General features: G+C 58.9%; 28 protein-coding genes and 1 tRNA gene. 15 read left to right on the forward strand and 14 right to left on the reverse strand.

Annotated features, from left to right (window positions below; all coding sequences use genetic code 11):
* A complete protein-coding gene (locus JH15_RS00805; protein WP_043526070.1) occupies positions 1-1,203 on the reverse strand; it encodes a quaternary amine ABC transporter ATP-binding protein in 1,203 nt (400 codons plus the stop codon).
* A 227-nt stretch (positions 1,204-1,430) separates the two neighbouring features.
* Positions 1,431-4,178: a bifunctional acetate--CoA ligase family protein/GNAT family N-acetyltransferase gene (locus JH15_RS00810; protein ID WP_043526072.1), complete on the reverse strand. Its 2,748-nt coding sequence runs from the start codon at positions 4,176-4,178 to the stop codon at positions 1,431-1,433.
* 104 nt (positions 4,179-4,282) lie between these two features.
* Between JH15_RS00810 and JH15_RS00815 the strand changes: the two genes are divergently transcribed.
* Positions 4,283-5,218: a histone deacetylase family protein gene (locus JH15_RS00815; RefSeq protein ID WP_043528544.1), complete on the forward strand. Its 936-nt coding sequence runs from the start codon at positions 4,283-4,285 to the stop codon at positions 5,216-5,218.
* Positions 5,219-5,391: 173 nt separating this feature from the next.
* Positions 5,392-6,024 carry a helix-turn-helix domain-containing protein gene (locus JH15_RS00820; RefSeq protein WP_043526074.1) on the forward strand — a complete coding sequence of 211 codons (633 nt, stop codon included), beginning with the start codon at positions 5,392-5,394 and terminating at the stop codon, positions 6,022-6,024.
* 11 nt (positions 6,025-6,035) lie between these two features.
* Here JH15_RS00820 and JH15_RS00825 read toward each other — a convergent pair whose 3' ends face one another.
* Entirely contained in the window at positions 6,036-6,911 is an 876-nt protein-coding gene (locus tag JH15_RS00825; RefSeq protein ID WP_043526077.1) for a formate dehydrogenase accessory sulfurtransferase FdhD, read from the reverse strand.
* 84 nt (positions 6,912-6,995) lie between these two features.
* Here JH15_RS00825 and JH15_RS00830 point away from each other — a divergent pair, with 84 nt between their 5' ends.
* From JH15_RS00830 to JH15_RS00880, 11 genes are all read left to right on the forward strand, one after another.
* On the forward strand, positions 6,996-7,424 hold the full coding sequence (locus tag JH15_RS00830; protein ID WP_043526079.1) for a DUF3305 domain-containing protein: 429 nt from the start codon (positions 6,996-6,998) through the stop codon (positions 7,422-7,424).
* Positions 7,421-7,990 carry a DUF3306 domain-containing protein gene (locus JH15_RS00835; RefSeq protein ID WP_052383829.1) on the forward strand — a complete coding sequence of 190 codons (570 nt, stop codon included), beginning with the start codon at positions 7,421-7,423 and terminating at the stop codon, positions 7,988-7,990. The genes JH15_RS00830 and JH15_RS00835 overlap by 4 nt, the downstream gene beginning before the upstream one ends.
* A 112-nt stretch (positions 7,991-8,102) precedes the next feature.
* Positions 8,103-9,785, forward strand: a complete 1,683-nt coding sequence (locus JH15_RS00840) for a 4Fe-4S binding protein (protein ID WP_043526081.1) — start codon at positions 8,103-8,105, stop codon at positions 9,783-9,785.
* Between the two features lie 2 nt (positions 9,786-9,787).
* Complete coding sequence (locus JH15_RS00845) at positions 9,788-10,408, forward strand: TorD/DmsD family molecular chaperone (protein WP_043526084.1); 621 nt, start codon at positions 9,788-9,790, stop codon at positions 10,406-10,408.
* An 89-nt stretch (positions 10,409-10,497) separates the two neighbouring features.
* On the forward strand, positions 10,498-10,698 hold the full coding sequence (locus tag JH15_RS00850) for a ubiquinol-cytochrome c reductase iron-sulfur subunit N-terminal domain-containing protein (protein WP_043526087.1): 201 nt from the start codon (positions 10,498-10,500) through the stop codon (positions 10,696-10,698).
* 25 nt (positions 10,699-10,723) lie between these two features.
* A complete protein-coding gene (locus tag JH15_RS00855; protein WP_043526089.1) occupies positions 10,724-13,576 on the forward strand; it encodes a formate dehydrogenase subunit alpha in 2,853 nt (950 codons plus the stop codon).
* A 52-nt stretch (positions 13,577-13,628) separates the two neighbouring features.
* Positions 13,629-14,261 (forward strand): formate dehydrogenase FDH3 subunit beta, encoded by a 633-nt coding sequence (gene fdh3B / locus JH15_RS00860; protein WP_043526091.1) that lies wholly within the window; start codon positions 13,629-13,631, stop codon positions 14,259-14,261.
* Positions 14,262-14,270: 9 nt separating this feature from the next.
* The gene (locus tag JH15_RS00865; protein ID WP_052383830.1) at positions 14,271-15,326 is read left to right on the forward strand and encodes a formate dehydrogenase subunit gamma; all 1,056 of its coding nucleotides are present in this window, start codon (positions 14,271-14,273) and stop codon (positions 15,324-15,326) included.
* Positions 15,327-15,405: 79 nt separating this feature from the next.
* Complete coding sequence (locus tag JH15_RS00870) at positions 15,406-15,723, forward strand: DUF1244 domain-containing protein (protein WP_043526093.1); 318 nt, start codon at positions 15,406-15,408, stop codon at positions 15,721-15,723.
* Positions 15,720-16,250 (forward strand): molybdenum cofactor biosynthesis protein B, encoded by a 531-nt coding sequence (gene moaB, locus JH15_RS00875; RefSeq protein WP_043526096.1) that lies wholly within the window; start codon positions 15,720-15,722, stop codon positions 16,248-16,250. Before JH15_RS00870 ends, moaB begins: the two co-directional genes overlap by 4 nt.
* A complete protein-coding gene (locus tag JH15_RS00880; RefSeq protein ID WP_043526099.1) occupies positions 16,243-17,451 on the forward strand; it encodes a molybdopterin molybdotransferase MoeA in 1,209 nt (402 codons plus the stop codon). Before moaB ends, JH15_RS00880 begins: the two co-directional genes overlap by 8 nt.
* Here the strand turns inward: JH15_RS00880 and JH15_RS00885 are convergent.
* From JH15_RS00885 to JH15_RS00910, 6 genes are all read right to left on the reverse strand, one after another.
* The gene (locus JH15_RS00885) at positions 17,431-18,012 is read right to left on the reverse strand and encodes an acyl carrier protein phosphodiesterase (protein ID WP_043526102.1); all 582 of its coding nucleotides are present in this window, start codon (positions 18,010-18,012) and stop codon (positions 17,431-17,433) included. The genes JH15_RS00880 and JH15_RS00885 overlap by 21 nt on opposite strands.
* Entirely contained in the window at positions 18,012-18,365 is a 354-nt protein-coding gene (locus JH15_RS00890; RefSeq protein ID WP_043526105.1) for a TusE/DsrC/DsvC family sulfur relay protein, read from the reverse strand. The genes JH15_RS00885 and JH15_RS00890 overlap by 1 nt, the downstream gene beginning before the upstream one ends.
* Positions 18,365-18,655, reverse strand: a complete 291-nt coding sequence (gene tusB / locus JH15_RS00895; protein WP_043526107.1) for a sulfurtransferase complex subunit TusB — start codon at positions 18,653-18,655, stop codon at positions 18,365-18,367. The genes JH15_RS00890 and tusB overlap by 1 nt, the downstream gene beginning before the upstream one ends.
* A gap of 44 nt (positions 18,656-18,699) precedes the next feature.
* Positions 18,700-19,071, reverse strand: a complete 372-nt coding sequence (tusC, locus tag JH15_RS00900; protein ID WP_043526110.1) for a sulfurtransferase complex subunit TusC — start codon at positions 19,069-19,071, stop codon at positions 18,700-18,702.
* A gap of 14 nt (positions 19,072-19,085) precedes the next feature.
* On the reverse strand, positions 19,086-19,478 hold the full coding sequence (tusD, locus tag JH15_RS00905) for a sulfurtransferase complex subunit TusD (protein WP_043526113.1): 393 nt from the start codon (positions 19,476-19,478) through the stop codon (positions 19,086-19,088).
* A gap of 79 nt (positions 19,479-19,557) precedes the next feature.
* The gene (locus JH15_RS00910; protein WP_043526116.1) at positions 19,558-20,226 is read right to left on the reverse strand and encodes a Bax inhibitor-1/YccA family protein; all 669 of its coding nucleotides are present in this window, start codon (positions 20,224-20,226) and stop codon (positions 19,558-19,560) included.
* Positions 20,227-20,433: 207 nt separating this feature from the next.
* Between JH15_RS00910 and JH15_RS00915 the strand changes: the two genes are divergently transcribed.
* Positions 20,434-20,637 (forward strand): hypothetical protein, encoded by a 204-nt coding sequence (locus JH15_RS00915; protein ID WP_043526119.1) that lies wholly within the window; start codon positions 20,434-20,436, stop codon positions 20,635-20,637.
* Positions 20,638-20,934: 297 nt separating this feature from the next.
* Here JH15_RS00915 and JH15_RS00920 read toward each other — a convergent pair whose 3' ends face one another.
* The 3 genes from JH15_RS00920 to JH15_RS00930 all read right to left on the reverse strand — a co-directional run bounded on the left by JH15_RS00920 (position 20,935) and on the right by JH15_RS00930 (position 23,491).
* Positions 20,935-21,153, reverse strand: coding sequence for a hypothetical protein (locus JH15_RS00920; protein WP_043526121.1), 219 nt, complete (start codon positions 21,151-21,153; stop codon positions 20,935-20,937).
* A gap of 455 nt (positions 21,154-21,608) precedes the next feature.
* Positions 21,609-21,698 (reverse strand) — tRNA-Ser (locus tag JH15_RS00925).
* Positions 21,699-21,781: 83 nt separating this feature from the next.
* Positions 21,782-23,491: a potassium/proton antiporter gene (locus tag JH15_RS00930; protein ID WP_043526123.1), complete on the reverse strand. Its 1,710-nt coding sequence runs from the start codon at positions 23,489-23,491 to the stop codon at positions 21,782-21,784.
* Positions 23,492-23,604: 113 nt separating this feature from the next.
* On the opposite strand from JH15_RS00930, the gene JH15_RS00935 reads away from it, so the two are divergent.
* The gene (locus JH15_RS00935) at positions 23,605-24,834 is read left to right on the forward strand and encodes an ABC transporter substrate-binding protein (RefSeq protein WP_156105227.1); all 1,230 of its coding nucleotides are present in this window, start codon (positions 23,605-23,607) and stop codon (positions 24,832-24,834) included.
* A gap of 35 nt (positions 24,835-24,869) precedes the next feature.
* Here JH15_RS00935 and JH15_RS00940 read toward each other — a convergent pair whose 3' ends face one another.
* Positions 24,870-25,646 (reverse strand): alpha/beta fold hydrolase, encoded by a 777-nt coding sequence (locus JH15_RS00940; RefSeq protein WP_043526129.1) that lies wholly within the window; start codon positions 25,644-25,646, stop codon positions 24,870-24,872.
* A gap of 32 nt (positions 25,647-25,678) precedes the next feature.
* Positions 25,679-26,365, reverse strand: a complete 687-nt coding sequence (locus JH15_RS00945) for a 7-cyano-7-deazaguanine/7-aminomethyl-7-deazaguanine transporter (RefSeq protein WP_043526132.1) — start codon at positions 26,363-26,365, stop codon at positions 25,679-25,681.
* Positions 26,366-26,413: the final 48 nt, after the last annotated feature.

The following is a 26,413-nucleotide window of genomic DNA, read 5'->3' on the forward strand; positions in this document are numbered from 1 at the left end:
TTATTGTTCTCCTGTCTCGGCCAGTTGCGCCAGTACCGCGCCTTTGACCACGACCCCAAGCAGACGACGACTGTCGTCGACCACGGCGATCGGGAAGCTCTTGTCGCTGAACATCGCGAAGAGATTATGCAGCGGTTCGTCCGGGCCCACGCTTGGGAAATCCTGCGTCATGAGGCCGGCGATGCTCTGCTGGCCCTCCTTGGCCGCACGGTCGGCATCGTCGGCCTGGAGCAGCCCCAGAAGCTTGCGCTCGCGAGTCGTCACGTAAATGGAGTCGATGCCATTTTCACGCATCTTGTGCAGTACGGTTCTCGGGCCATCGTCCTCACGCGCCGTGGCGCGAACGGGATGCATCGCACTACGCGCCGTCAGGATGCGCGACATGTCGACGCCCTCGATGAATCGTGCCACGTAATCGTCAGCCGGCGAGGTCAGAATCTCTTCGGGGCTACCCATCTGAACAATCTCACCGTCCTTGAGCAGGATGATTCGATCCCCGATATTCAGGGCTTCATCGAGATCGTGGGTAATAAAGACGGTGGTCTTCTTCATGCTGTGCTGAAGCTCGAGAAGCTCCTGCTGCATGTCCTTGCGAATCAACGGGTCGAGTGCCGAAAAGGCTTCGTCCATGAGCAGCACACTGGAGTCGTTGGCCAAGGCACGTGCCAGCCCCACCCGCTGCTGCATGCCACCTGAAAGCTGGTTGGGATAAGCGTCTTCCCATCCTTCGAGACCCACCTGCTTGAGGGAATCGGCTGCCGTCTTCTGGCGAGTCGATTTATCCACGCCCCGGATTTCAAGGCCATATTCCGCATTTTGTTGAACGGTACGGTGCGGGAACAGGGCAAAGTTCTGGAAGACCATGGAGAAATGTCGACGACGGCACTCGAGAAGCTGCTTCTCGCTAAGCTCGGGAATGTTCTCCCCTTCAATGATGATCTCGCCTTCGGTCGGATCGATCAGCCGGTTGAGGCAACGTATCAGCGTCGACTTGCCCGAACCTGAAAGCCCCATGATCACCAGGAGCTCGCCTTCGTAGACATCGAAACTGATATTGGAGAGGCCCAACGTCTGACCGGTTTTCTCGAGAACCTCGGGGCGCTTGAGCCCCTGATCACGTAACTCGAGCGCCTTCTTCGGCTGACTACCGAACACCTTGCTCAAGCCACGCACCTTGATCTTGACGGGTCGTGTGTCACTCATCGTGTGGGTGCCTGCTAGGTAACAACAAGGCACGCGGCACGGGGAACATTTCTAAAAGTCATATGCCTACGCCCTTGCTATAACTGTGAATTATAGTTACCAAAGCATACATTCTTATTGAAAGTGCTTCAAATCAAAACACAAGATAATTAATCGGCGGTTCAATAACCCACGGGCCTCGAGACACCGCGACACAGGGCACAAGGCAGCCGATGGATGCGCGACGCTTAGTCAGGTAGGCTTTCCAAGCGGTGCCGCTGCCAGTCGCTTTCGGGCTCGTTAAGTCGTAACGTCGCGTCTACGACCTGCTCTTCCATGTTGTAATGAAGCTCAAACCCAAGGTGCTTCATGAGGGCACGCATCGGATGGTTGTCGACCATGACCTTGCCGACCATTTCCAGCGTCCCGACATTCTTGCAGTAACGAATCATCTTGTTCATGAGCAGACTGCCTAGCCCATGCCCGTGCTGGTCATCGCGGATGATGATGGAAAATTCGGTGCGGATATTGTCTGGATCGTTCCATACACGCACCACGCCCAGCATTTCCCGACTGCCATCGTCACGGTGACGCTCAGCGATGAAGGCCATCTGCCGGTCGTAGTTGATACTTGCCAGCATGGACAGATCCCGTTTGCTCAGATCGGCCTTGTTGTGGAAATAGCGAAAGCGAATGCTCTCCTCGGAGAGCTGAGTATGGAAACTGGTGATCAACGGCGCGTCCTCGGCCCGTATGGGCCGGACCTCAACGCGCATGCCGTTGGCTAGCGTCACCCATTCACGCAGCTCTTCGGGGTACGGCATGATGGCGTGGCGCGCTGGAGCGCCGAGATCCATGGCAAAGTCGACAGCTACCACACCGTCCCGGTTGAGCAAAAGCGGGTTGAGTTCCAACCCCTGCATTTCGGGCAGATCGGATGCCATCTGGGAGAGTTTTACCAACATCTGGCATATCTGTCGGATGTCCCGGTCGGGGTCGCGGGAATGTTCCTGAATCAACTTGAAGGCATGAGTCTGCCTGACCAGATCATCGGCCAGGCTCATGTTGAGAGGCGGCAGTGCCACGTGACGATCCGCCAATACATTAACCTTGTATCCTCCTATCCCGAAGACGATCACCGGACCGAAAACGGCATCGCGCGTAACACCGGCACATAATTGCATCGAATGCTTGCCGCGCTGCATCGATTGGAGACAGTACTCATGGATGGTGATCTCAGGAAATTTCTCCTGCACCTTGTTGCCCAGTCGCCGTATGCCCTCGGCCACCTGTTCCGGCGTTTCCAGATCCTGGAGCAGGCCAGCCGAGAGCTTGTGCGGATGCCGGCGGTAACGGTACGGAACGCAATTGAAGTCATGCACTACCTTGAGTGCGATCCGCTCATGAAACGCTGAAGCCGCCTTTGCGCCCTCCTCGGGCGTAGATACGTAATGGCTGGCTGCAACGGGAATGCCGTAGGCTTCGAGTACCTGAGACGTTTCGGAGTGTGAAAGGCTGGTCCGCGCCTGGGCCTTGGCATGATCGATCAAGGTATGGCAGCGGGAACGGATCTCCGGCGTGGTTGCAAAAGGCAAGCTGGGTGGCGTTTCCTGGAGCAGCAACTGAACGCGCTGGTAATCGACCATGTGCATGAATGCTTTCACGGCCTTCTCGGGCGATGTATAGGTCGGAATACCCGCCAGATTGCTCTCATGCCGCGCCTTGAGCGCTTCCTCCAATCCCATCCAGCTTGTCAGCAGGTTTCGCTTGAAGCGCTTGCGGTTGGCGACAATGGCTTCAGCAGTCACCTTGGAAGGCGCCAGCCGAGTCGGCGCATGAACGACCAGCACCGCATCGACGTTGGGATCGCCGGCCACGATTTCCAGGGCATCGACCAGCTTTTCGGGCGTGGCATTCCCTCCCAGGTCGACCGGGTTTTTTCCGGGCAGGGTCATGTCGAAGTCGCCGGTTCGCAAGGCATCCTGGGTAGTCGTCTCGAATTCGGCAAGGCGCCCTCCCGAGCTGATCAGCTTGTCGATGGCCAGCATCGCCGGACCGAGGCCATTGGAAACGATCGCCAGGCGGTCGCCGCGCAGGGGCTTCATCCGCGATAGGGTTTCCAAGGCATCGAACAATTCATCGGAATCATTGACCCTGACCACGCCCGCTCGTGCCAAGGCTGCGTCGAAGATCACGTCGCGATTGGCTATACCCGGGGTCGGGGTCTGGGGGGTCACTTCCGACTGGGCGGTCCTTCCACTCTTGATCGCCAACACCAGGCGATGACGAGATGCGTCCCGCAGCGCTGTCATGAAGTGTTGTGCGTCTTGAATGCGCTCAAGATGCAGGAGAATCGCCTGGGTAGGCGAGTATTGATTGATATAGTCGATGAGGTCGGGGAGCAGGACATCGACACTATCGCCGAGTGTGACCAGATGGGAGAAGCCGATACCACGCCCGGCGGCCCAATCGATCATGGCATTGCCGAGCATGCCGGATTGCCCCAGGTAGGCGACTCTACCGGGACGAATCGGCTGACTGGCATATGTGGCGTTCAGCTTGCGGCCAGGTACCACGACGCCCATGCACTCAGGCCCAAGTACGCGAATACCGGAACGCCGCGCAGCACTCAACATGCGTTCACGAAGCGAGGCCTCCTCTTCGAGACGGGCATCGAGATGGGCGCCACCCGAGAGCACCAGCGCAGCGCGTACACCGAAGCGCCCCAATTGCTCGATTAGCCGCGGCACTGTCTCTACCGGCGAACAGATGACGGCCAGATCGGGCACCTCGGGAAGCTCCCGCACACGTCTGATACAGGGCACGCCATAAACGGTGTCGTAGTTCTTGGGATTGACCGCCCACAGCGAACCGGGGAAGCCGGCCTCCTTGAGGTTGCGGATCACCAGGCCGCCCATCGAGTGGGTTTTTTCTGATGCCCCAATAACAGCCAGGCTGCCGGGTTCGAAGAAATGGCGCAGAAATCGGGTACCCACACGTGCCTCCTCTCGTTCAGTATTGTACCTGTGTACGACTTATTGAGACTGTCATGCAAGGCCGGTCGACCCTATCGTTCGCCGTATCGCCTCCGGAGTCAGCCATGATCACCTCATACATTACCCACCCGCACTATGACAAACATCACATGGGACCGGAGCATCCCGAGAGCCCCTTGCGGCTGGAGGCGATACGCGCCCGCCTGGCATTGGCAGGCGTGCTTCAGCAAACCATGCAATCCGATGCCAAGCTCGCCAACGACGAACACATCACGCGCGTTCACCCCAAGCGTCATCTGCATTCGCTCGAGCGGTGCGTTCCCGAACATGGGATCGTCTCACTGGATGGCGACACGCTGATGACCCCGGACAGTCTGAATGTGGCTCGTTTAGCGGCCGGCGCCGTGATATGCGGTGTCGATCAAGTGTTCCGCCACCAGGCCGACAACGTATTCTGTGCAGTTCGCCCCCCGGGCCATCATGCCGAGGCCTCGGAAGCCATGGGCTTCTGTTTCTTCAACAATGTTGCGGTAGGTGCGGCCCATGCCAGGGCCCGCTACGGCGCCGAGCGTATCGCCATACTCGATTTCGATGTCCACCAGTGCAACGGCACCGTCGACATATTCAAGGATGATCCGAATGTGCTGGTCTGCTCAAGCTTCCAGTTTCCCTTCTATCCTTGGCGCTATTTGCGTAGCGAATGGCATAACATCGTCAACACACCGCTCCCGGCAGGTACCGACAGCGACGGGTTTCGCCGAGCAGTGGAGCATGATTGGCTACCTGCGCTTCATCGCTTCAAACCCGATCTCGTACTGGTGTCCGCCGGCTTCGATGCCCACCGTAACGATCCCTTGGCGGAAATTTGCCTCGATGAAGCGGATTTTCATTGGGTAACCCATCTGGCCATGGAAATCGCTGCGCTGTACGCCAATAACCGCCTGGTATCGGTGCTCGAAGGGGGGTATGACCTGGATTCCCTGGGACGTAGCGCTGAGGCTCACATCAAGGCGCTTTTAGGACAGCCCTTTTCGCTGTAGCCATCGCCCATAGGCAAAAGTTTCCTGTATTCAGGAAACGCGCCTTTTAGCGAGAGACAGCCACTGCAGCGTCGTGACTGTCAAAATAGGCATGGCCACGTCGCTTCTGCCCGCGTAGCGCGAAGGTTTTATGGTAGGCTTTCGGAAACTCGGTTTCCGATAGTGAACAAGTCATGACCGCTAGTACCGATCAGGATGCTGCCGTGCGCATCGCCTCGGGGCGCAAGGCGTTCGTCGAACCCCTGCGACTCGGAGAACGTCTCAAGGAAATTCGCCTTGCCAACCAATGGACGCTGGAAGAGGTCAGCCAGCGTACCGGCCTGGCCCGCTCGACGCTATCCAAGATCGAGAACGACCAGATATCGCCCACGTTCACTGCCGTCCAGAAATTGATCAATGGCCTCGCCATCGACCTGCCGCAATTGCTCAGCCCGCCGAAGCCCCAAACGCAGACGCTAGGCCGAAGGGACCTCACCCGGTCGGGCGAAGGGCAACACCATCCGACCCCCACCTATGAGCATGAGCTCTTGTCCTGCCAGCTGGCCCAGAAGCGCATGATCCCGTTCAAGACCATTGTGCGGGCGCGGCATTTCGAAGAGTTCAGTGAGTGGGTCCGTCACGATGGTGAAGAGTTCCTGATGGTACTGGAGGGGAAGATACTGATGTACACGGAGTACTATGAACCGCTTCCCTTGGAGAGCGGTGACAGTATCTATTTCGACAGTGCCATGGGCCACGCCTTGGTCTCGGTCAGCGAGGAAGATGCCGTGGTGCTATCGGTATGCACACGCGGCGACACGGTATGAACCCGGTCGACTCACGCACCGGCCCCGCCTCGCCCAGATGACGCCTGGCTTCGCCGATCCCCCGGTCGCCGGGCTGGCACCGCATCGAGCACAAGCCTGTCCCGAGCGTGAATGGCCTGGAAGTGTTTGCCCTTGGCCCGGGCGATCAGCATCACCCCGAAGCGCTCGGCCAGCTCTACCCCTTTCTGCGTGACGCCCGAGCGCGACACCAGCACACTGATTCCCATCTGGGCGACCTTGAGAACCATTTCCGAGGTCAGGCGACCGGTCGTATAGAAGATATCGGCCCCGGCACTACCGGCTTCCTCGAGCCATTGCCGCCCCGCCAGCGTATCCACCGCGTTGTGGCGTCCGACATCCTCCACGAAATCCAGAACGTCCTGCTGGCGACATAGCGCACAACCATGTACCGCACCGGCACTTCGATAGGTTTCGTTGTAGGCGCCCAGATTGTCCAGGAGTTGGTACAGCACCGACTGAGACATTCGCGTCTCGGGCAAGGGACTCAGGGACGTGACGTTCAGTAAGCGACCAAAAACCGTGCCCTGGCCGCACCCGGTTGTGACCGTGCGTTGACCGAGTCGCTGCTCCAGATCCTCCGGGACCTGACGGGTCAGGACAGCGGCCGACTCCACCTCCCAGTCGACGTGCAGCGCCAACAAATCGTCTCGGCTAGCGATCAACCCCTGGTTGCGCAGATAGCCCGCCACCAACGCCTCAGGCTGTGCGCCCAGCGTCATCAGGGTGACGATCTCGCGCCGATTGAGATAGACCGTCAATGCGCGCTCGGCAGCAATCGGCTGTCGACGCAGCTCACCGAATTCGTCGACCACGTCGATCTCCAGCGTCGTAGGCAGGCGCGCATGACTTAGATTGATGGCTGCCATTGTATAATCTCCTTTCGAGGTATTGACCATCTTCGCATCACTACCGCTTACTGTCTTTAACGCCCTCTGCGACCGGAGATCGGGATGTCTACTGCCAACCGCCGCTCATTGAGCCTGACCCTCGCCAGTGAACCCAAGCAGGTCAAGGGCTTCTCGCTGGAGCAATGGCGTATCGCACGACTCGAGCCGGGGAACGTCGGCCCACACGTGCTGGATCTGCAACTTTATATGACCGAGCGAAGTGCCTACCGCTTCAATCTCGGCTCGGCGGAGCCGCAACTGTTCGTCCGCTGTGGTTTTGCCGGCCAGGCGGCACACCCCGATGCCATTACAGCGAGTCAGGATGTCGCCGCTGGTTGGATGGATGGTGAACAACAGGTGCTCGAGACACCGATGCCACTGGCCATTCAGATCTGGCTCGAAGCCTATCTGGCACGTCATGGTGAAGCGCCGGATGCCGGACGCAAGAAAAAACGCAAGGGTGCAGGCCGCGCCAGGGAGGATCTGGCATGAGTCGCTGGGAGCGCTGGTCGCAGCGCAAGCGTGGGTTGGTCGAGTCCGAGCCGCAACGACCCGAGCCTGACACGACGTTTGCCCCGCAAGAAGCAACGCCTTCGCTACAGGCTGACGAGCAGGCCACGCCCCTCGCTACCGAGCCGCCCGCGGAAGGGTCTCTGGATGATACCTTGCCCGACCCGGATACGCTGGGTCCGGGAAGTGACTTCAAGGCCTTCCTGGTGTCCGGTGTCAGTGCGGGCCTCAAACGCCGCGCCTTGCGTCGTATGTATGCGATGGGCAATTACAACGTGCGCGACGGACTCGACGATTACGATCAGGATTTCAGCCAGATGCGCACCCTGGCCGAGGGTGCCGGCGAGCGCATCCGCCAATGGGCCAAGGATAACGTCACCCGACTCGACGAAGAGAACGCCAGCGAAGAGCAGCCGGCGTCAGTCACGCCTGGTGTTGACGAAATCCAGACCGAGCAGACGATGGCAGACGCCTCGTCAACGCCAGATGATCAGTTCCAAGACGAGCCTGCGCCAGACACGTTAGATACTGCGCCGCACAAGGTTTAATCAACGGACACGCGATCGACTAATGAAGGGTTTGCGTAGCCTGACGAAGCGGTCAAATATATAATAATTATTACAACAAGAAATTGATGACCATGGCACCCGATGAGACCCTATGAATCTACGCTTCGACCTAGCTGGCCTGGCTAATCAGAAGGCGCAGGCAGAGGCGCACGCGCGTATCTCCTGGCCTGTCAACCTGACGCCCGCCACCGTAAGTTATACCTCCCAGGGTCACCTCCTGATCATTGGCAATGAGCGGGACTGTCGCCTGGCTGCGGCCGCCCTCGAACACAAAGGGCTGGCCTCGCTGACGCTGCTGGTCAACGAGCGCCTGAATGGAATCGACGACGCCGATGAGGCCATGTATGACGCGACGCGTCAGTTGGCCTGTCATTACGCCTCGTCACCACGAATAGGCGGCTACCTGGGCCAGTTCGTCGTCACGGTTCCCGATGAACAAGGAGAGATCGACCTGGCCAAGGCGTGCCTGCAGCGCTCCCACTTCGATCTCATTCTCGACCTGGCCGCTATGCCCACGCTGGCGTACGAGCTGCCTCCCCCCGGGTATTTCACAACAGCCTGGGGGAGCGATGCCTGCCAGCGCATAATCGACACCTTGGTCGAGCATGTCGGCGAATTCGAAAAACCCCGATACTTCACTATCGACAATGCGCTGTGCGCCCATGCCGGTCGCGGGAAGTCAGGCTGTACACGTTGTCTCGAGGTCTGCCCTGCCGATGCCATCGTGAGCCGTCAGAAGCGTATCGAGGCCTGGATCGAGATCGACCCTTTCCTTTGTCATGGCGCGGGCAGTTGCACCACAGCCTGCCCCACTGGGGCGATACAATACCGTGTTCCCGATGCACAGCGTCAGCAGGATTTCGTCTGGCGCCTGGTCGGAGCGTACCTCGAAGCAGGCGGGCAGCAGCCGGTCGTGCGCTTCGTCGAGCAGGGTTATCGGGCACGGGAAACCTCGGAGCCCGCGACACACGTCCTCGATATCCCCCTTGAAGAACTGGGCGCTGCAGGCCTCGACCAATGGCTTGCCGCCTTCGCAGCCGGGGCGTGTGAAGTCCGGGTACAAACGCATGAGGAGCTACCCCCAAGTCTAACGCGCCTGGTGGAAGACCAGCTCGCCCAGGCACATGCCTTACTGGATGCATTGGGCCACGCGCCACAGCGACTCCAATATCTAGCCGAACATGATCTGGATGCACGGGATTCGCTGCCCTCGCTAAGCGCGATCGGGCGCCGTGAAAGCGCCCCCACTGGCGCCAAGCGTGATGCGCTGAACGAGACCTTGTCCTGGCTTGCTGCTCACGGCGCCCCCGCAAATACCCGCAGTGTCGTGCCCCATGGGGCACCTTTTGGTGCCGTGGCCGTGGATACCGACGCCTGTACGCTTTGCATGAGCTGTGTCTCGGTATGCCCCACCCCGGCGCTGGCCGGAGGCAAGGATCAACCGCAACTCAGCTTCCGAGAGGCCGACTGCGTACAGTGCGGCCTGTGTGCCGAGGCCTGCCCGGAAACGGCGATCTCCCTGGTTCCCGGTTTCCTTGCCGGGCCTGAGCGACTCGAGCGTTCCATTTGCAAGGAAGAGGCCGCCTTCGAATGCATTCACTGCGGCAAACCCTTCGCGACGGTCAGCACCATCGAGAGCATCAAGAAGAAGCTTGCCGCACACCCCTACTTCGCCGGCGATGCCCTGTCACGGCTCGAGATGTGCGAGGACTGCAGGGTCAAGGATGTCTGGCACGAGATGGCACGCAATCCCGAGGCTCAACTGAAGGTATAGCCATGATCGACTCACGGATGCTCGATGAACACAGTGCACTGCGAGCGGACATCTATCGTCTTCTCGCCCGGCTGATCGTCGCCCCGCCTGACAATGACCTGATGGACTTTCTGTCGGGCCTGGAAGGTGAACCCGACGGCGGCCCCCTTGCGACGCAGTGGTCGTTATTGGCCGAAGCGGCAAAAAGCAGCGATCGCACGGCACTGGAGCGCGCCCATTTCCGCCACTTGGTCGGCGTGATCGAGGGCGAAGTGGTTCCTTACGGCTCCTGGTACTTGCACGGCACGTTAATGGACGAATTTCTTGTCCATCTCAGGTCCGACTTGAGGCAACTGGGCTTTGAGCGTCGGCAGTATACCCATGACCCCGAAGACCATTTCTCGGCCCTGTGCGAAGTCATGGCACTGTTGGTCGAGACCCGCTCCCAGGAACAAGGCCGGTTCTTCCAGCGTCATCTCGCCCCCTGGGCGATGGCCTGCATGAAGGATCTTTCGGCTGTCGATACGGACCTTTACGCCGCCGTGGGTGGATTGGCGGGTGCTTACCTGGAACTCGAGAACGAGCGCCTGGTTGTCGGGCCACAACATGACGCTGTCAGGATGATTGACCTCACGCCAGGTTAGCGGCTCGCCAATCGCCGACTCACCGTTAAACAAGCATGACCGTGACGAAACACTAGAAAAACGATAAGCAACACCGAGGAGAACGACAGATGCGCAAGAACCACAACCCTCAGCGTCGCGACTTTCTGCGTACGCTCGGCGCCGGTACCGCGGCAGCAGGCGCTGCCGCTGCAATCGGCCATGTCACCTTCGTTCAGGCCGACACTCCCAAGACGACGGAAACCGAGACGAATGAGAATTACCGGGAAACCGAGCACGTGCGTGCTTTCTACGCCTCGCTGCGTGACTGACCGCCAGGGATAAAGGACCGCGACCATGCGATTGACACGTAAATCTTCGACGGCCCCGGCAACCGGCCTGGGCATTTCACGCCGGCAGTTCATGCAGCGTAGCGGCATGGCCACCGGCGGGTTGGCGGCCGCCGGCTTTCTTGGCAACCGGATGATGCAGCCGGCGCAAGCCGCCGACAAGACACCGGTATCCGATGCGCCTGTCGAGACCAAGCGCACTATCTGTTCTCACTGCTCCGTCGGCTGTGGTGTATATGCCGAAGTGCAGGAAGGCGTATGGACCAAGCAGGAACCCGCTTTCGACCATCCCATCAACCGCGGAGCGCACTGTGCCAAGGGCGCCTCGCTTCGCCAACATGGGCATTCCACCCGCCGCCTGAAGTATCCAATGAAGCTGGTGGGCGGCGAATGGCAGCGCATGAGCTGGGACGATGCTGTCAACGAGATCGGTGACAAGTTGCTCGAGCTTCGCGACCAGTATGGCCCGGACAGCGTCTACTGGCTGGGATCGGCCAAGTTCAGCAACGAACAAGCCTATTTCATGCGCAAGTTGGCCTCGATGTGGGGAACCAACAATACCGATCACCAGGCGCGTATCTGTCACTCGACCACCGTTGCCGGGGTAGCCAATACCTGGGGTTACGGGGCGATGACCAACTCGCTGAATGACTTGCAGAATTCCAAGTCCATCATTTTGATCGGCTCGAACCCGTCCGAGGCGCATCCGGTCGGCATGCAGCATTTCCTGCTTGCCAAGGAACGCAACAACGCCGAGATCATCGTCGTCGATCCACGCTTTACCCGCACTGCGGCCAAGGCGACTCAATACGTTCGCATCCGCCCCGGCTCCGATGTCGCCTATGTCTGGGGTCTGCTGTGGCACATCTTCGAGAACGGCTGGGAAGACACCGAATACATTGAGCAACGTGTCTATGGCATGGATGAAGTACGTGCCGAAGTAGCCCAGTTCACTCCTGAGGTCGTCGAAAACATCACCGGTGTGCCGGAATCGGTCATGTACGATACCGCCAAGCGCCTCGCCGACAATCGTCCGGGCTGCATCGTCTGGTGCATGGGTGGCACCCAGCACACGACGGGCAACAACAATACCCGAGCGTACTGCATTCTCGAATTGGCATTGGGCAACATCGGCAAGTCCGGTGGCGGTGCCAATATCCTGCGCGGTCACGATAACGTGCAGGGCGCCACCGACCTCGGCCTCGGCTCCGACTCGCTGCCTGGGTATTACGGCCTTGCCGAAGGTGCATGGCAGCACTGGTCCAAGGTATGGGATGTCGATTACCCGTGGCTGCAGTCACGTTTCGACGATACCGAGTACGCCGATGGCAAGCCCATGAACACCAGCGGCATTACCGTGTCCCGCTGGGTAGATGGCGTACTCGAGGAAGACGAGAATATCTCCCAGCGGACCGCGCTAAAGGCGATGTTCTATTGGGGCCACGCGGTCAATTCCCAGACCCGCGGGCCGGAAATGCAGAAGGCGATGCAGAAGCTCGACATGATGGTGATCGTCGACCCCTACCCGACCGTCGCTGCCGTCATGCACGGCAAGACCGACGGGGTCTATCTGCTTCCCGCGTGCACCCAGTTCGAGACGACAGGCAGCGTGACCGCGACCAACCGCTCGCTGCAGTGGCGAGACAAGGTCATCGAGCCGATGTTCGAATCCAAACCCGACCACGAGATCATGTATCTCTTCGCCCGTAAGCTCGGCTTTGGTGATCAGTTGGTCAAGAATATTGCCCTGAATGGCGATGAGCCCTTCATCGACGATATCCTTCGCGAGATCAACCGCGGCATGTGGACGGTAGGCTATACCGGCCAGAGTCCCGAGCGCCTCAAGGAACACCAGAAGAACTGGCATACCTTCAGCTTCCGCAACCTGCGGGCCGAAGGCGGCCCCGCCGACGGCGACTATTATGGCTTGCCCTGGCCCTGCTGGGGCACGGCCGAGTTCGGCCACCCCGGTTCGCCCAACCTCTACGACACCAGCGTACCTGTCATGGAAGGCGGCATGGGGTTCCGGGCCCGCTTCGGCATCGAACGCGACGGGGTATCGCTGCTTGCCGATGGTTCGGCCCCGGTCGAGTCGGAGCTCGACGACGGCCACCCCGAGTTCACCGACCAATTGCTCAAGGATCTGGGTTGGTGGGATGAACTCAGTGAGGAGGAAAAGGCCGCAGCCGAGGGCAAGAACTGGAAGACCGACCTCTCGGGCGGCATTCAGCGGGTCGCCATCGAGCATGGTTGCGCCCCGTACGGTAATGCCAAGGCGCGTGCAGTGGTCTGGACCTTCCCGGATGGCGTCCCCAAGCATCGCGAACCGCTCTATACGACACGGCGCGACCTGGTGGCCGACTACCCCACCTGGGACGACTTCGAGTCACTGTTCCGCCTCCCCACAATGTACAAGAGCGTTCAGCAGCGTGACCGCTCCGATCAATACCCGATCATCCTGACCTCGGGGCGCCTGGTCGAGTACGAAGGGGGCGGCGAGGAAACCCGTTCCATGTCCTGGCTGGCCGAGCTTCAGCAGGAGATGTTCGTCGAGATCAACCCAGCGACCGCCAACGACCTGGGCATCGGCGATGGCGATACGGTATGGGTCGAAGGAGCCGAAGGTGGCCGGGTCAAGGTCAAGGCCATGGTGACGCCACGCGTGGATCGCGGCGTGGCGTTCATGCCCTTCCACTTCGGCGGCATGTTCCAGGGTGAAAACCTGCATGACAAGTATCCAGAAGGATCGGCCCCCTACGTTCTTGGCGAAGCGGCCAACACCGCGACGACCTATGGCTACGATCCCGTGACCTTGATGCAGGAAACCAAATGCACGATCTGTCGGATCGAGCGCGCCTGACGACGCAGGAGACCTGGCGGGCAACGACCCGCCAGGCGATAAGGAGAACACCATGGCCCAGATGAAATTCATGTGTGATGCCGAACGTTGCATCGAATGCAACGGCTGCGTCACTGCATGCAAGAACGCGAATGAAGTGGAATGGGGCGTCCAGCGCCGTCGTGTGGTCACCCTCAACGATGGCGAAGCCTCCGAAGTATCGATCTCGGTGGCGTGTATGCATTGTGATGACGCGCCCTGCATGGCGGTTTGCCCGACCGATTGTTTCTACAAGACCGATGACGGCATCGTGCTGCATGACAAGGACCTGTGTATCGGCTGCGGCTACTGCCTGTACGCATGTCCTTTCGGTGCACCGCAATTTCTCAAGCAGAGCGCCTTCGGTGAACGTGGCAAGATGGACAAGTGCACGTTCTGCGCCGGCGGCCCGGCCGATTCCAAGGAAGAAGAGTACGAGAAATACGGCGCCAATCGCATCGCGGAAGGCAAGCTGCCCCTGTGTGCCGAAATGTGCTCGACCAAGGCATTGCTTGCCGGTGATGCCCAGACGGTGGCTGACATCTTCCGTCAACGTGTCGTGCACCGCGGTCACAAGGACGGTGCATGGTCCGAGGTGAACCGGCAGGGACCGGATACGGCCGCTGCCATGGACCACCTGGCATACGATGCAACCCGCCAAGGGTGAGGAGGCTTCATGTCGAAGCAAAAGAGGACCATGACGTTGACCGGCTGGCTGGCCATCATGTTGATGATGGTCATGTCACTGGGCTTCGCCAGCCAGGCAATGGCGCAATCCGCCGATCCAGAACGCGAGCTCACCACCTCGGTCGGGGCCGCCACGCCCGATACCTGGCGACAAGTCAGGAGCGGCGAGACGGGACCTAACTTTCGGGACTCTCGCGCTGAGTCGACGTATAACCTGATCAACGCCAGCGGCGAAAGCTGGCGTCAGATACGTAACCGTTGGGTCTCGCCTTTCGGCCTGATCGCCATCGGTGGCATGCTCGGCTTGATCACATTGTTCTACCTGATCTTCGGCCGCAAGGAACTCGATGAGCCGCGTACCGGCCGCAAGCTCTTGCGCTGGACACTGCTCGAACGCTCGCTGCATTGGACCGTGGCGACCCTGTTCATCGTCCTGGCATTGACCGGCCTGAATCTGCTGTTTGGCAAATTCGTATTCCGCGGCCTGTTGGGTGATGCTTTCTGGGGCGCCATGATCTCGGGCACCAAGATACTGCATAATTATCTCGGCCCTATCTTCGGTGTCCTGCTGGTGATCCTGTTGGCCAAGTTGTTCTGGCATAACATTCCCAGGAAGCACGATCTGACATGGTTCAAGAAAGGCGGCGGCTTGATCGGCAAGGGCCATGCTGATGCCGGTTTCGCCAATGCGGGCGAAAAGGGATGGTATTGGCTACTGGCCACGGCCGGCATAGCGGTCATCGCAAGCGGCTTGGTGCTCGATTTCCCCAATTACGGTCAAGGCCGGGACACCATGCAGTGGGCCAACGTGATTCACGCAGTCGGCGCCTTGGGGCTCACCGCAGTGGCACTCGGACATATCTATATCGGCACCGTGGGTACCGAAGGCTCCCTGGAAGGGATGGCCACAGGCTATGTCGATGAATGCTGGGCCAAGGAGCACCACAACCTTTGGTACGAAGAGGTCAAGGACAAGACCGTATCCGCCGAAGAAGCGGGACGTTCCGGCCTGGATGACGAACCCGCGCCACAGCGAACGAGCTAGGGACACAACACGCTTCATGACACCGCCCACGGGCGGTGTCTTTTGTTATGCTGGGACGATTCACCAAGGAGACTTTGCCATGCACGATCTCGATCCTTCCACCCGCACCGAACTCGAGGCTGCTGCCTTCCGTCGCCTGCTGGCGCACCTGGATGCCAACAAGGACGTGCAAAACATCGACCTGATGATTCTGGCCGACTTCTGTCGGAATTGCCTATCGAAATGGCTCGTCGCTGCTGCAGAGGAACGAGGCACTTCTCTCGACTATGAAGCCGCACGGGAGTATGTCTACGGCATGCCGTATTCAGAATGGAAAACGCATCATCAGGCCCCAGCCAGACCCGAACAACTCGAGGCACTCGAGGCACGTCAGAAAAACAAGCAGGCCAAGGCATGAGCCAGGATCAGAGCGATTTCATCGGCCTTAACATCGCTGTACTGACCATTTCCGATACCCGCACCGAAGCGACCGATCGAAGTGGCCAGACCCTGGTTGATCGCCTCACTGAGGCGGGGCATAGCCTGGCTGAAAAACGTATCGTCATCGATGACGTCTACCGCATCCGTGCCCAGGTCGCCGCCTGGATCGCGGAGCCCGCAATCCAAGTCATCCTGACCACCGGCGGGACCGGATTCACTGGCCGGGATTCCACACCGGAGGCCGTATCGGTCCTGCTCGACAAGACCATCGAAGGATTTGGCGAGCTGTTTCGGCACCTCTCCTGGCAAGAAATCGGCAGCTCGACCATACAGAGCCGTTGCCTGGGTGGGCTGTCCAATTCGACCGTCGTATTCTGCCTGCCGGGCTCGACCGGTGCCTGCCGTACCGCCTGGGACGGCATACTTCGGGAACAGCTCGACAGCCGCCATAGGCCATGCAATTACGCCAACCTGGTCATACCCGAGCGAGGCACTCATGGCTGAAACGTTGCAGAGCGTCGAAGCAGCCCTCGATGCACTGCTCAAGGACATCGTACCCATCGGATCGGAAATCCTGCCCAGCGATCAGGCCGCTGGGCGGGTGCTTGCGTCTCCCGTGGCAGCACGTATTGACGTTCCGCCGTTCGACAATAGCGCCATGGATGGCTATGCCCTGCGCAGCGAAGATGCCGGACAGGTCCTGCCCGTATCGCAACGCATTGCTGCAGGCCATGCCGGCGAGCCACTCTCCCCGGGGAGTTGTGCGCGCATTTTCACAGGTGGCGCAATCCCCTCCGGAGCAGATTGTGTCGTAATGCAAGAACGTACCGAGGTTCACCCGGAAGGTGTCTTCATTCCACCCGACGTGCCTGTCGGAGACAACGTCCGACGGCGAGGCCGGGATGTGAAAGCCGATAGCATATTGTTACGCGCGGGGACGCGTCTCGAGGCTGCGGCCCTTGGACAGCTTGCCGGCCAAGGGGTCACCGAGGTCGAAGTGCGTCAACGCCCGCGTATCGCCCTGCTCTCGACGGGCGACGAGGTCATCGCGCCGGGTGAAACACTCAGGCAAGGGCAGATCTATAATTCCAACCGCCCCATGCTGGTACGCCTGCTCGAACGTTTCGGCGCCGAGGTGGTCATGGCGGAAAGCGTTCCCGACGATTACAGCGCCACCTGTAAACGACTCCAAAGCGCCGCTGAAGCCGCGGATGTGGTGATTACCACAGGCGGCGTGAGTGTCGGCGAGGAAGATCATGTCAGAGCCGCCCTGCTGTCGCTGGGACAGCTCGACATGTGGCGTCTGGCCATGCGTCCTGGCAAGCCACTTGCCATCGGTAGGATTCCGCACGACCTGGGAGAAGCACGCTTCGTCGGATTACCGGGCAATCCCGTATCCAGCTTCGTCGGGGCCTGGCTGTTCCTGAGACCCCTAATGGGTGCATTGCTGGCCTGCCCCGCGCTTGAGGCACTGCCATGCCTGACAGCACGCAGCGATTTCGCGACCCGCACCCAGGCCCGCCGCCATTACATGCGGATCAAGCTGTCCTTTGATGAAAAGGGTGCCACAGCGTCGGCCTATGCCGACCAGAATTCGGCGGTACTCTCCTCCTGCGTGGAGGCGAATGCCTTCGCGGTGATTCCTGCCAACAGTGAAATAGCGGTAGGCGATCCCGTGAAGTGCCTATGGCTGGTCGAGACGTGAGCTCGCGCCCAGGTTCGTCTCGAGCAAGGGCCATAGCTCATGAAAGTCCCGCTCTAGCCGTGGGTAGTCCTCTTCGAGCCAAGGAACCAGAAGCGCCAGTCGGTTGGGGCCACTTAGCCGACGTCCGATATTGGCAATGGCCGAGCAGGTAAAACCGAAATCGGCGTAGCGGCGCAACCAGTCCTGTTCTACCAGGGCCGGCATCATCATGCCCAGCCGCTGAGGTGCCGGTCGTGCGGCAAGCAATGCATAGCAACGGGCTACGAGGTGCGCCTGGTCCGCGGTGCGCTGCGTTTGTCGGGCGAGGAAGTGATCCCATACCAGGTCCAGGGCAATACCGGCATAACGGCGATGCCCTGCCGGTGCGCGCTGCTTCGCCAGGGCAACGACAGGATGCTGGTCGACAAAGGCATCTACACGGCGGTGATGAACGATACCTGCAGCGATGGGGGCACGCCATTGAGATAGGTCAGGCCCTTTCACCCCATCGGCGATCAGATTTCCATAAAGGAAATCATCGCTGCCATCCTGGGATAACCAGGCATGCGCCAGAAAATTCATCAGAGACAGTTAGCCGGTTTGGGAAGGCCGGCAAGCCTGGCACCCACCTTGGCCGGGCTTTCCGGAAAGAGTTTCATCAGATAGAGCGACTTGCCCTTCTCCTCACCCAAGCTCTTGGCCACGGCTTTCACTAGCGGCCGCATTGCTGGTGACGCCTCATAACGCGAATAAAAGTCGCGAAGTACGCCAATGACGTCCCAGTGCGCCTGGGTCAGCTCGCGCCCTTCTTCGGCAGCCATCGCCTCGGCAACCTGGGGGGACCAATCGTTCATATTGACCAGAAAACCTTCCGGGTCTAGAGGGATTTCTTGTTTACCCACTTCAAGATAACGGTATATTTCTGTCGAGGCCATTAGAACCAACTCACAGTCTTGTCGGCTTCTTCCGTCAACGATACGAAGCCATCCACATCGACCACAATAGCCCGAGCGTCACAGTGCCCTTCAAGGGCTCGGGAAACTAGATCTTCCTTCAAGACGAAAAGCCGACCTAGCACCGGCTCAAGATAGGGAATCAGCTGCGGTAACGCCCCTTGTACGCCATCCTCGATGAGTAGCAGTCTGTCGTCTGTTCCCATTGCGTCCAGAGCCTGCTGGAAAACACGGCTCATGGACGGCGAACGATTGAGTATATGCAAGACCATGGTGTCCGGTTCCTCGAGACGGCCCGAATGCGCCTACTGGCGGCCTAGAAGTTGAGAATCTGAGTATGTTCTGCCAGCAACCTGGAAATCGCGTCCTTCTCGATCCGAGTGGCATCCACTGAGAGCGACATGTCGTTGAGCCCACGCTCAAGCAGAGCCTGGTGCTCGACCCAGAGTGAATCGATGTCGTACATCTCGAGCATCTGCAGTGTCGGCTGGGTGCCCTTTTGCCCTAATGGCCCACTGCCCTGTCCCGGGAGCAACGCCATGACGCCATCGCCCATGAAGAGGAGGCTAACCCGTTGACCGAAAGCGGCCGCCACCAATGCAGTATCCAGACCTTCCTTCAACCAGCTGCTGCCATGCGGTGCATGGCGCAGGATGACCAATAGGTCGCCGCCACTCAAGCCAGTCATCGCATCATCACGTATCAAGGTGAAAAGGAAATCAACCGATCATAGGCTGTACTAGCTTCGATCAGTTGGCCCAGTCCCGTCAGTATAAAAGGGGGTTCCAGACTATGCCCGGCCTTGCCGTGGCGTGACGATTCGCGCTCATCCATCAGGCCCCGCCGCAAGGCAGCGGCGATGCAAACCAGCAGCTCGGTATCGTGCTCACGATGCAGTTGAGCCCAGGCATCGTACAGATGAGGCTCATCCTGGGGAGGAGCCGCTAGACGCGCCGCATTGTAAACGCCATCGTGGTAAAAGAAGACTGCCGTCAAGCTATGCCCACGCCTCACTACGGCCTGGGCGAACCTGAGCGCGGAATGTGACGCCTGGTAGCTATAGGGTGAACCTTGCACCAACAGCGCGTACTGCATGCCATCAGCCTCTTGAAATTCGATTTAGAAAAACGCTGGCCCCACCAAAGGCGGGGCCAGAGAGTCTTGCATTCATCGTTTAGTCGCTGTTCATGATGCCCAGCAAGGAAAGCAGGCTGACGAACAAGTTGTAGATAGAAACATACAGCGTGATGGTCGCCAGAATGTAGTTAGTCTCACCAGAGCGATGCACGATTTCACTCGTCTGGTACAGGATGGCAGCCGACGCGAACAACACGAAGCCTGCGGATACCGCCAGAGACAGCGTTGGGATATTGAAGATCAGCGCAGCCACCATGGCGAGAATCAGCACGATGGCACCCGCCATCAGGAAATTCCCCAGGAAGCTGAAATCCTTCTTTGTGATCAGCGCGACCGCAGAAAGACCGATAAAGGTCGCTCCGGTCATGGCCATGGCGGTCATGATCAGAGAAGCCCCGTTTGGAAGGGTCAGGTACGCGCTGAGTATCGGACCCAGCGTAAAGCCCATGAAGCCAGTGAAGGCGAACGTGGAAAGCAGACCCAAGGCGGAATTGGCTGTCTTGTGAACCAGAAACATCAGACCATAGGCGCCGATGAAGAACACCAGGATATTGATGCGCTCGACACCCATGGCCATGGCGGCACCGGCAGTGACCGCTGAGAACAGCAATGTCATCGCCAACAGCCCGTAAGTGTTACGTAGTACCTTGTTGGCGCTGACATCGCGCGCCTGACCATGCGTCAGGTGTGTATCTTGATAGGCCATCTAATGATGCTCCCTATAGGTTGAATCAAGGCTTGGACCAAGGATGCCGTCTCGCGGTTCCCGACGCAAGAATTACCGGTTTTTACAATTGGCTCGAGGCGCAGGGCTCGCCGCCGCACGCCATGTCACGAAAAGCCACAAAACCTTGAGGAACAATAGTTACTTCGGGCTAGTCTCTAGGGAAAGCCACCCATCTGCGAGGATGTAATGTTAAGCGACGCTATCGAAATCAGGAAAATTCATGACGCACGGGACGAAGGGACGCGCTACGAGGTCTACGACACCGATACCGGTACGAGTCTAGGCATCTTTACTGACATGGAGGAGGCAGAAGAAAAGCGCCAGCGCATGAAGTCATCGACCAAGGCGGAGCAAGAGGAAGATAACGACCCGGATCCATCAGTGGAATAATTCGCTTACACGGTATCTCTTGACGCCACCCGCCCAGGCAACCATAAGTGGAACTAGTAGACCGGCTAATGCCAAGGAGGGAACAATGAAACGGTGGATCGGAATGGCCGTGGCCAACTGGTTTCGCAAACCGGCAAATCGTGCAAAGGCGAAGCGTACCGCCAGACAGGTGTGGAGCCGCTTTCAAGGACGCAAATCCGGGGGTACCGGGGGACGCCGGCCCTGAGTCTGTTCGAGCTATAAAAAAGCGCCTTCGAAGGCGCTTTTTTTAAAACTGAATGGTGAAACGGCCGCCAGCTATCGAAAGCTGAACGCTATTTTCTTTGAACCACTCCAGCCGTCATTACCCTCAAAGGAGGCAAAGCTATTACGAAGATTGGCTTCTTGCTCGGCTTCATGCATATCCGCATACCTACCCGCGGGGCGTCCCGTGGCCAAGTTATAGACTTCGTAACCAGGCTCGACCACCCGTGAAGCGATCTGTGCCTTGCGGACACAATATGTATAGTTAGGCATGTTCCCTCCTTGGCTTGCCTCTCATTAAACCCTATCGGCACCGGCTCCCCATCCTTGAGGCCTTTGATCCCGAGATCATACCTGCCTAGTTTTGCATAGATTGAGCCTTGACCAGTAGTTTAGAACTCTTATGACAATTCCGCCTTGTATTTACAGAAAAAAATATAAAAAGGGGCCGACATATCCACACGCTGGGATAAGCCATAGTATCGCCCTACCTACATACTCAATCTGATATCAGAAAGGAACGCGCTGTCACGGGAGCGAGTGTAGTAATGGCTAGCGTGGTCCTGACCATTGAGAACGCAGCTTGGCAAACACAGCCTCTCCAAGCGATCTCTATGAGCGCTGTAACGTCACTTGGTGTGATTCGACGCACGATAAGTAACGAGGAGGGGGCGGCCTGGATTGGGAATAAAAAAACCAGCCATGTTTGGCTGGTTTTGATAACAAGGTGGCGGAGGGACAGGGATTCGAACCCTGGGAGGGCTCTCGCCCTCGCCGGTTTTCAAGACCGGTGCATTCAACCGCTCTGCCATCCCTCCGGCTCACGGCGGAGAATATTACCAGTTTCACTTCTGACGTCAAGAGCGGGTTTGCGATCAAGGCGTTAAACGCAAGGTATCGGCTAGTGGTATAGCCGTAGCCCGACCTTGGTAACTCGATTGCCCTCCATTTCACTGACGACCCATTCGAAGCCGTGCCAACCGACATCGTCACCGACTACCGGATGGCCGCCCACTCGCAATGCAACGAACGCCCCCAGGCTCATCTCTCGCTCACCCGGGCTGAGCGTCAGCCCATACGCCGCAGCGACATCACTCATCAGCGCCTCCCCATCGAGGGTGAAGGTCCCGAAGAAGGCACGTTCGCGCTTGAGCTTGGCGCCTCCGTCGAAGAGCCGGTTCAATGCAGGCAAATCGCCCGGGCGACCTATGACACACACCACATCCTCCAGCTTGAGCCGTGTGCTTCCCTTGGGATGCAGCATGACATGCTGGCGGAACAGGGCCGAAATCAAGGCACCTGAAGGAAACCGCAGGAGACGGATCGGGACATCGTCCAAGCTCTCGTTCTCGACCTTGTAGACGAACATCTCGAAATCGTTTTCCGGCAGAACGCCCAGTGGTCCTCGGCGGTTGGGCTCGACGCCCACAGGGACCTCGACTTTCGTCCAGCGCGCCATCATCGATAGCGTTCCCCCTTGGATCAGCAAGGAGAACAGCACGACAGCAAACGCGACATTGAAATACAACGCAGCATTCTCGACGCCGCCAATGACCGGGAAGATGGCCAATACGATCGGGACCGCGCCCCGCAGGCCAACCCATGAAATGAAGCCAATCTCTCGCCAGCGGAACCGGAAGAACGGTCTGATGGCCAACAGGACGGCCAGTGGCCGAGCAACGAAAATCAGCACCAACGCCACCAGTCCGGCAGGCAGTGCATAATCAAGCACCTCTGTGGGGGTTACCAGCAAGCCCAGCACCAGGAAAAGTCCAATCTGGCTGAGCCAAGCGAGCCCATCATGGACCGGAAGGATAAAGTTGAGGTGGCGGCCCGGTTGGTTACCGATCATCAGCCCCGTCAGGTAGATCGCCAGGAAACCGCTTCCACCGATGGCACTGGTCAAACCGAATACGCAAAACCCCAGAGCCAATGCCAACAGCGAATAGAGACCGGGTGCCAGATCCAGGGTACGTAGTAGCTTGGCGATCAGCCAACCGGCCCCTAGGCCGATCAGCGTGCCGAAGCCGAACTGGCTGAAGAAAAAGAGGACCGTCTCACCAATCCCACCGATCTCGCCCACCAGCAACTCGACCAGCATCAGCGTAAGGAAAATGGCCATCGGATCGTTGGTGCCCGATTCGATCTCAAGCGTCGCGCCCACACGTTCGTTGAGGTTGACGCCCTGACCGCTGAGCATCGAGAACACGGCCGCGGCATCCGTCGAGCCAACGATGGCGCCTACCAGCAGCCCCTGCACCAGGGTGAGTTCAAAAATCCACATCGCAAACAGGCCAACCACGGCGCTGGTGACAAAGACCCCAAGGGTGGCCAGAGAGAGCGCCGGCTTGAATCCGACACGAAAGGTCTTGAGCCGCGTTCGCAGCCCACCATCGAGCAGGATCATCGCAAGGGCCAGATGCCCGATCAGGAAAGCGAGCGAATAATCATCGAACTGGATGCCCAGCACCCCCTCTTCACCCGCCAGCATCCCCAGCCCCAGGAAGATCAGTAGCAAAGGCAGGCCGACCACCGACGACAGGCGGCTTGCCAGGATGCTCAGAGCGATGAGGGAACCGCTGAGAAGAAAAAGAGTGTTGATGCTATCCATGGCGAACACGTACCGGGGCAAACCCGGATTATGCCACATGTGCGAACGGTGGACTCGGCACGCAAGGCGGAAAGAGGCCTTGGGCTAGGCGGAAAAGTAACCAAGGGATACACTTGGCAGTCCGTGCCACCCCTGTCGCGGGTATACCGTCAGGGGACACGCTGGTGGAGAACCGCTTGATGACCTTCCTGCAACACCGCTTGGGTAGCCTATGTCTCGCCCTCCTCTTCGCTTTCAGCCTGGTTGCACCGTTGCTCGCCGATAGGCCAGATCAAGAGCCCCACATCGAAACCATCGATGCCTACGCCATTGATGCTGCGACGCGTGTGGCCAACGGTGCGATATTCTTGCGTGGCGAAGGGGGGCCGGGAGTCGATACCCCTGAACATTCCGCGGCGCATGCCCCTGTATCCGCATTGAGAGTCGCTCCGGCGGAGCCGATCGCCCCACCACCGATGCGCAACGTTAGCCTGATGCTCGACTGGTTCCTGAGCCCGCACCATGCGGCAATCATCGTGGCACGCGCGCGAGGTGACTTCGACCGTCATGGGTTAAACGTGACCCTGAGTACCCCGGCAGACCCGAGCGTGCCCACCAAGCTGGTCGCTGACTCCAGAATCGACCTGGCACTCGGAAAACAGACGCAATTGCATCGCCAGATTGACAATGGGATACCGCTGATTCGTGTTGCCACATTGGTGGGTACCCCCCTGAATAGCCTCACCGTCCTTGGAGGCTCGCGTATAGAGACCCCGAGCCAACTGAAGGGAAGTACGGTGGGCTACGCACTCAAGGAAGATATCCAGCCCACGCTGTCGGTCATGCTGGAACACCACGGGCTTACGCTCGACGATATTGAACTGGAACCCGTCGATTTCGCCCTTTCACCGGCACTGGCAGAGAGACGAGTGGATGCAGTGATCGGGACAATGCGTCATATCGTGCCCTATCAGCTGGAGGAAGAAGGCCGCATAGGCCGCAGCTTCATGGTCGAGGATCATGGCATGCCTCGCTACGAAGAGCTCATTCTCATCGGTAATCGAGACCACTTGCACGGCAGACAGGATGATTTTCGCCGCCTGGTGAGAGCGCTGGAAGATGCCACCCATTGGATCGTCAGCCATCCGGAGGAGGCCTGGCACCTGATGGTTCAGAGTGAGCCGGGGCTGGATACACCGGTCAATCGACAGGCCTGGCCAGGAATCGTGAAGCGCTTGTCACTACGGCCGGCGACCCTGGATGCGAGAAGTTACCTCGCATTCCAGGCCTTCCTGGCTGAGCGTGGCTTCATTCGCCAGGAACACAGCATTTCGCGTCTGGCCGTGGATCTCAGCGCTCCCTGAATCGACCTGATCCGGTTGCAACGTGAAGCAAACAGCTATTCAACCCGGGACAGGAAGTCGGCAACGGCATCTTGAAATGCCTCGGGCTGCTCTGCGTGCAGCCAGTGCCCTGCCTCTAGCGTGACGACATCCACGTGGGGCAGTATTTTTTGAGTGGCTTCCAATGCTTCGTCGGTGACGTAATCCGAACGGGCGCCCCTTATGACCAATGAAGGCCCCTCGTAAGGCTGTTCACCATCCGGCTCCGCACGGATATCCTCGTAGGCCTGCTCTATTTCATCCAGTCCTACCCGCCAGCGCATCACATCGTTGGCATCGCGTTGCAAGTTGGTTGCCAGAAAGAGACGGATAGGCCGCTCGTCGATATATTCGGCCAACAGGCCATCCACCTCACGCCGGTTTGAGGGCGCACTGGCTTCGACGTGGCGCAACGCGGCAAAGATCGTGTCGTGACCGTGGCCGTAGCGCACCGGGGCAATGTCGGCCACGGTCAGCGAAACCACGCGGTCGGGATTGTCGCGTGCCAGCGTGATGGCGACCTTACCCCCCATGGAGTGACCCAGCAGGTGACAGCGCTGGATGCCAAGCCGATCCAGCACACTCAGGACATCCTCTGCCATTTGTGCGTACCGCATGCCCTCGGCATGAGGAGACCGCCCATGATTACGCAGGTCAACGGCAATGACCCGCCGTTCCTTCTGCCATTGCTTGATGTGCGACCGCCAGTTATCGGCACTGCCTAGCAGTCCATGAATGACGACGAGGGGAGTACCCTCTCCCTCGCTATCGGTTGCATGCAGTTCCAGCGCCATGTCCTATCTCCGTGAACGTGTAGCTGCCTAGCCTAGCTGACATCCTTGGCAGCATACTCGGGTGAGCGATCTACTTGTCCCGTCAATGACACCAGCCGACGACTCAGCCAACTCAACAATAGACCATACATAGGGACAAAGAAGGTCAAGCTGATAATCAACTTGATGACATAGTCGACCCAGGCGATTTCCGGCCAATGGGTGGCCATGAAGGGATCCGGGCTGTTATGAAAGGCAATCGAGAAAAAGGCCAGCGTGTCCGCGAGATTGCCGAATACGGTGGAAACCGCAGGTGCTACCCACCAGAGGCTCAAGCGGCGCAACCGATCGAAGACGTGAATGTCCAGTAACTGGCCCAGAACGTAAGCCATGAAACTGGCCAGAGCAATCCGCGCCACGAACAGGTTCCATTCGGTGAGCCCTTCGAGACCGGCAAAGCCCCCTCTCGGAAACATGACCGAAACCACATAGGAAATGACCAGGGCCGGTACCATCACCCGCGCTATGATTGCCCTCGCGGCTGGCTTGCCGAACAGCCTCACCGTGAGATCGGTGGCCAGGAAAATGAAGGGAAAGCTGAATGCTCCCCAGGTGGTATGCCAGCCGAACAGGGTAAAGGGAAGCTGGACCAGATAATTGCTCGCAGCAATGACCACAATGTGAAACGTCACGAGCGCGGCGATCAAACGACGCGTCTGAAGGGATGAGAGTACAAACATGAGGAAATGTATCCTTTTTGGTGTGGAGGGGTGAGGGAACCCTCATAC

The sequence above is a fragment of the Litchfieldella xinjiangensis genome (assembly GCF_000759345.1).
In the GTDB taxonomy this organism is placed as follows: domain Bacteria; phylum Pseudomonadota; class Gammaproteobacteria; order Pseudomonadales; family Halomonadaceae; genus Litchfieldella_A; species Litchfieldella_A xinjiangensis.

Excerpts from the sequence above, each read along its gene's own strand:
- JH15_RS00805 (WP_043526070.1), bottom strand. The coding sequence starts at position 1,203 with ATGAGTGACACACGACCCGTCAAGATCAAGGTGCGTGGCTTGAGCAAG.
- JH15_RS00815 (WP_043528544.1), top strand. The coding sequence starts at position 4,283 with ATGATCACCTCATACATTACCCACCCGCACTATGACAAACATCACATG.
- JH15_RS00820 (WP_043526074.1), top strand. The coding sequence starts at position 5,392 with ATGACCGCTAGTACCGATCAGGATGCTGCCGTGCGCATCGCCTCGGGG.
- JH15_RS00825 (WP_043526077.1), bottom strand. The coding sequence starts at position 6,911 with ATGGCAGCCATCAATCTAAGTCATGCGCGCCTGCCTACGACGCTGGAG.
- JH15_RS00830 (WP_043526079.1), top strand. The coding sequence starts at position 6,996 with ATGTCTACTGCCAACCGCCGCTCATTGAGCCTGACCCTCGCCAGTGAA.
- JH15_RS00835 (WP_052383829.1), top strand. The coding sequence starts at position 7,421 with ATGAGTCGCTGGGAGCGCTGGTCGCAGCGCAAGCGTGGGTTGGTCGAG.
- JH15_RS00840 (WP_043526081.1), top strand. The coding sequence starts at position 8,103 with ATGAATCTACGCTTCGACCTAGCTGGCCTGGCTAATCAGAAGGCGCAG.
- JH15_RS00845 (WP_043526084.1), top strand. The coding sequence starts at position 9,788 with ATGATCGACTCACGGATGCTCGATGAACACAGTGCACTGCGAGCGGAC.
- JH15_RS00850 (WP_043526087.1), top strand. The coding sequence starts at position 10,498 with ATGCGCAAGAACCACAACCCTCAGCGTCGCGACTTTCTGCGTACGCTC.
- JH15_RS00855 (WP_043526089.1), top strand. The coding sequence starts at position 10,724 with ATGCGATTGACACGTAAATCTTCGACGGCCCCGGCAACCGGCCTGGGC.
- fdh3B (WP_043526091.1), top strand. The coding sequence starts at position 13,629 with ATGGCCCAGATGAAATTCATGTGTGATGCCGAACGTTGCATCGAATGC.
- JH15_RS00865 (WP_052383830.1), top strand. The coding sequence starts at position 14,271 with ATGTCGAAGCAAAAGAGGACCATGACGTTGACCGGCTGGCTGGCCATC.
- JH15_RS00870 (WP_043526093.1), top strand. The coding sequence starts at position 15,406 with ATGCACGATCTCGATCCTTCCACCCGCACCGAACTCGAGGCTGCTGCC.
- moaB (WP_043526096.1), top strand. The coding sequence starts at position 15,720 with ATGAGCCAGGATCAGAGCGATTTCATCGGCCTTAACATCGCTGTACTG.
- JH15_RS00880 (WP_043526099.1), top strand. The coding sequence starts at position 16,243 with ATGGCTGAAACGTTGCAGAGCGTCGAAGCAGCCCTCGATGCACTGCTC.
- JH15_RS00885 (WP_043526102.1), bottom strand. The coding sequence starts at position 18,012 with ATGAATTTTCTGGCGCATGCCTGGTTATCCCAGGATGGCAGCGATGAT.
- JH15_RS00890 (WP_043526105.1), bottom strand. The coding sequence starts at position 18,365 with ATGGCCTCGACAGAAATATACCGTTATCTTGAAGTGGGTAAACAAGAA.
- tusB (WP_043526107.1), bottom strand. The coding sequence starts at position 18,655 with ATGGTCTTGCATATACTCAATCGTTCGCCGTCCATGAGCCGTGTTTTC.
- tusC (WP_043526110.1), bottom strand. The coding sequence starts at position 19,071 with ATGACTGGCTTGAGTGGCGGCGACCTATTGGTCATCCTGCGCCATGCA.
- tusD (WP_043526113.1), bottom strand. The coding sequence starts at position 19,478 with ATGCAGTACGCGCTGTTGGTGCAAGGTTCACCCTATAGCTACCAGGCG.
- JH15_RS00910 (WP_043526116.1), bottom strand. The coding sequence starts at position 20,226 with ATGGCCTATCAAGATACACACCTGACGCATGGTCAGGCGCGCGATGTC.
- JH15_RS00915 (WP_043526119.1), top strand. The coding sequence starts at position 20,434 with ATGTTAAGCGACGCTATCGAAATCAGGAAAATTCATGACGCACGGGAC.
- JH15_RS00920 (WP_043526121.1), bottom strand. The coding sequence starts at position 21,153 with ATGCCTAACTATACATATTGTGTCCGCAAGGCACAGATCGCTTCACGG.
- JH15_RS00930 (WP_043526123.1), bottom strand. The coding sequence starts at position 23,491 with ATGGATAGCATCAACACTCTTTTTCTTCTCAGCGGTTCCCTCATCGCT.
- JH15_RS00940 (WP_043526129.1), bottom strand. The coding sequence starts at position 25,646 with ATGGCGCTGGAACTGCATGCAACCGATAGCGAGGGAGAGGGTACTCCC.
- JH15_RS00945 (WP_043526132.1), bottom strand. The coding sequence starts at position 26,365 with ATGTTTGTACTCTCATCCCTTCAGACGCGTCGTTTGATCGCCGCGCTC.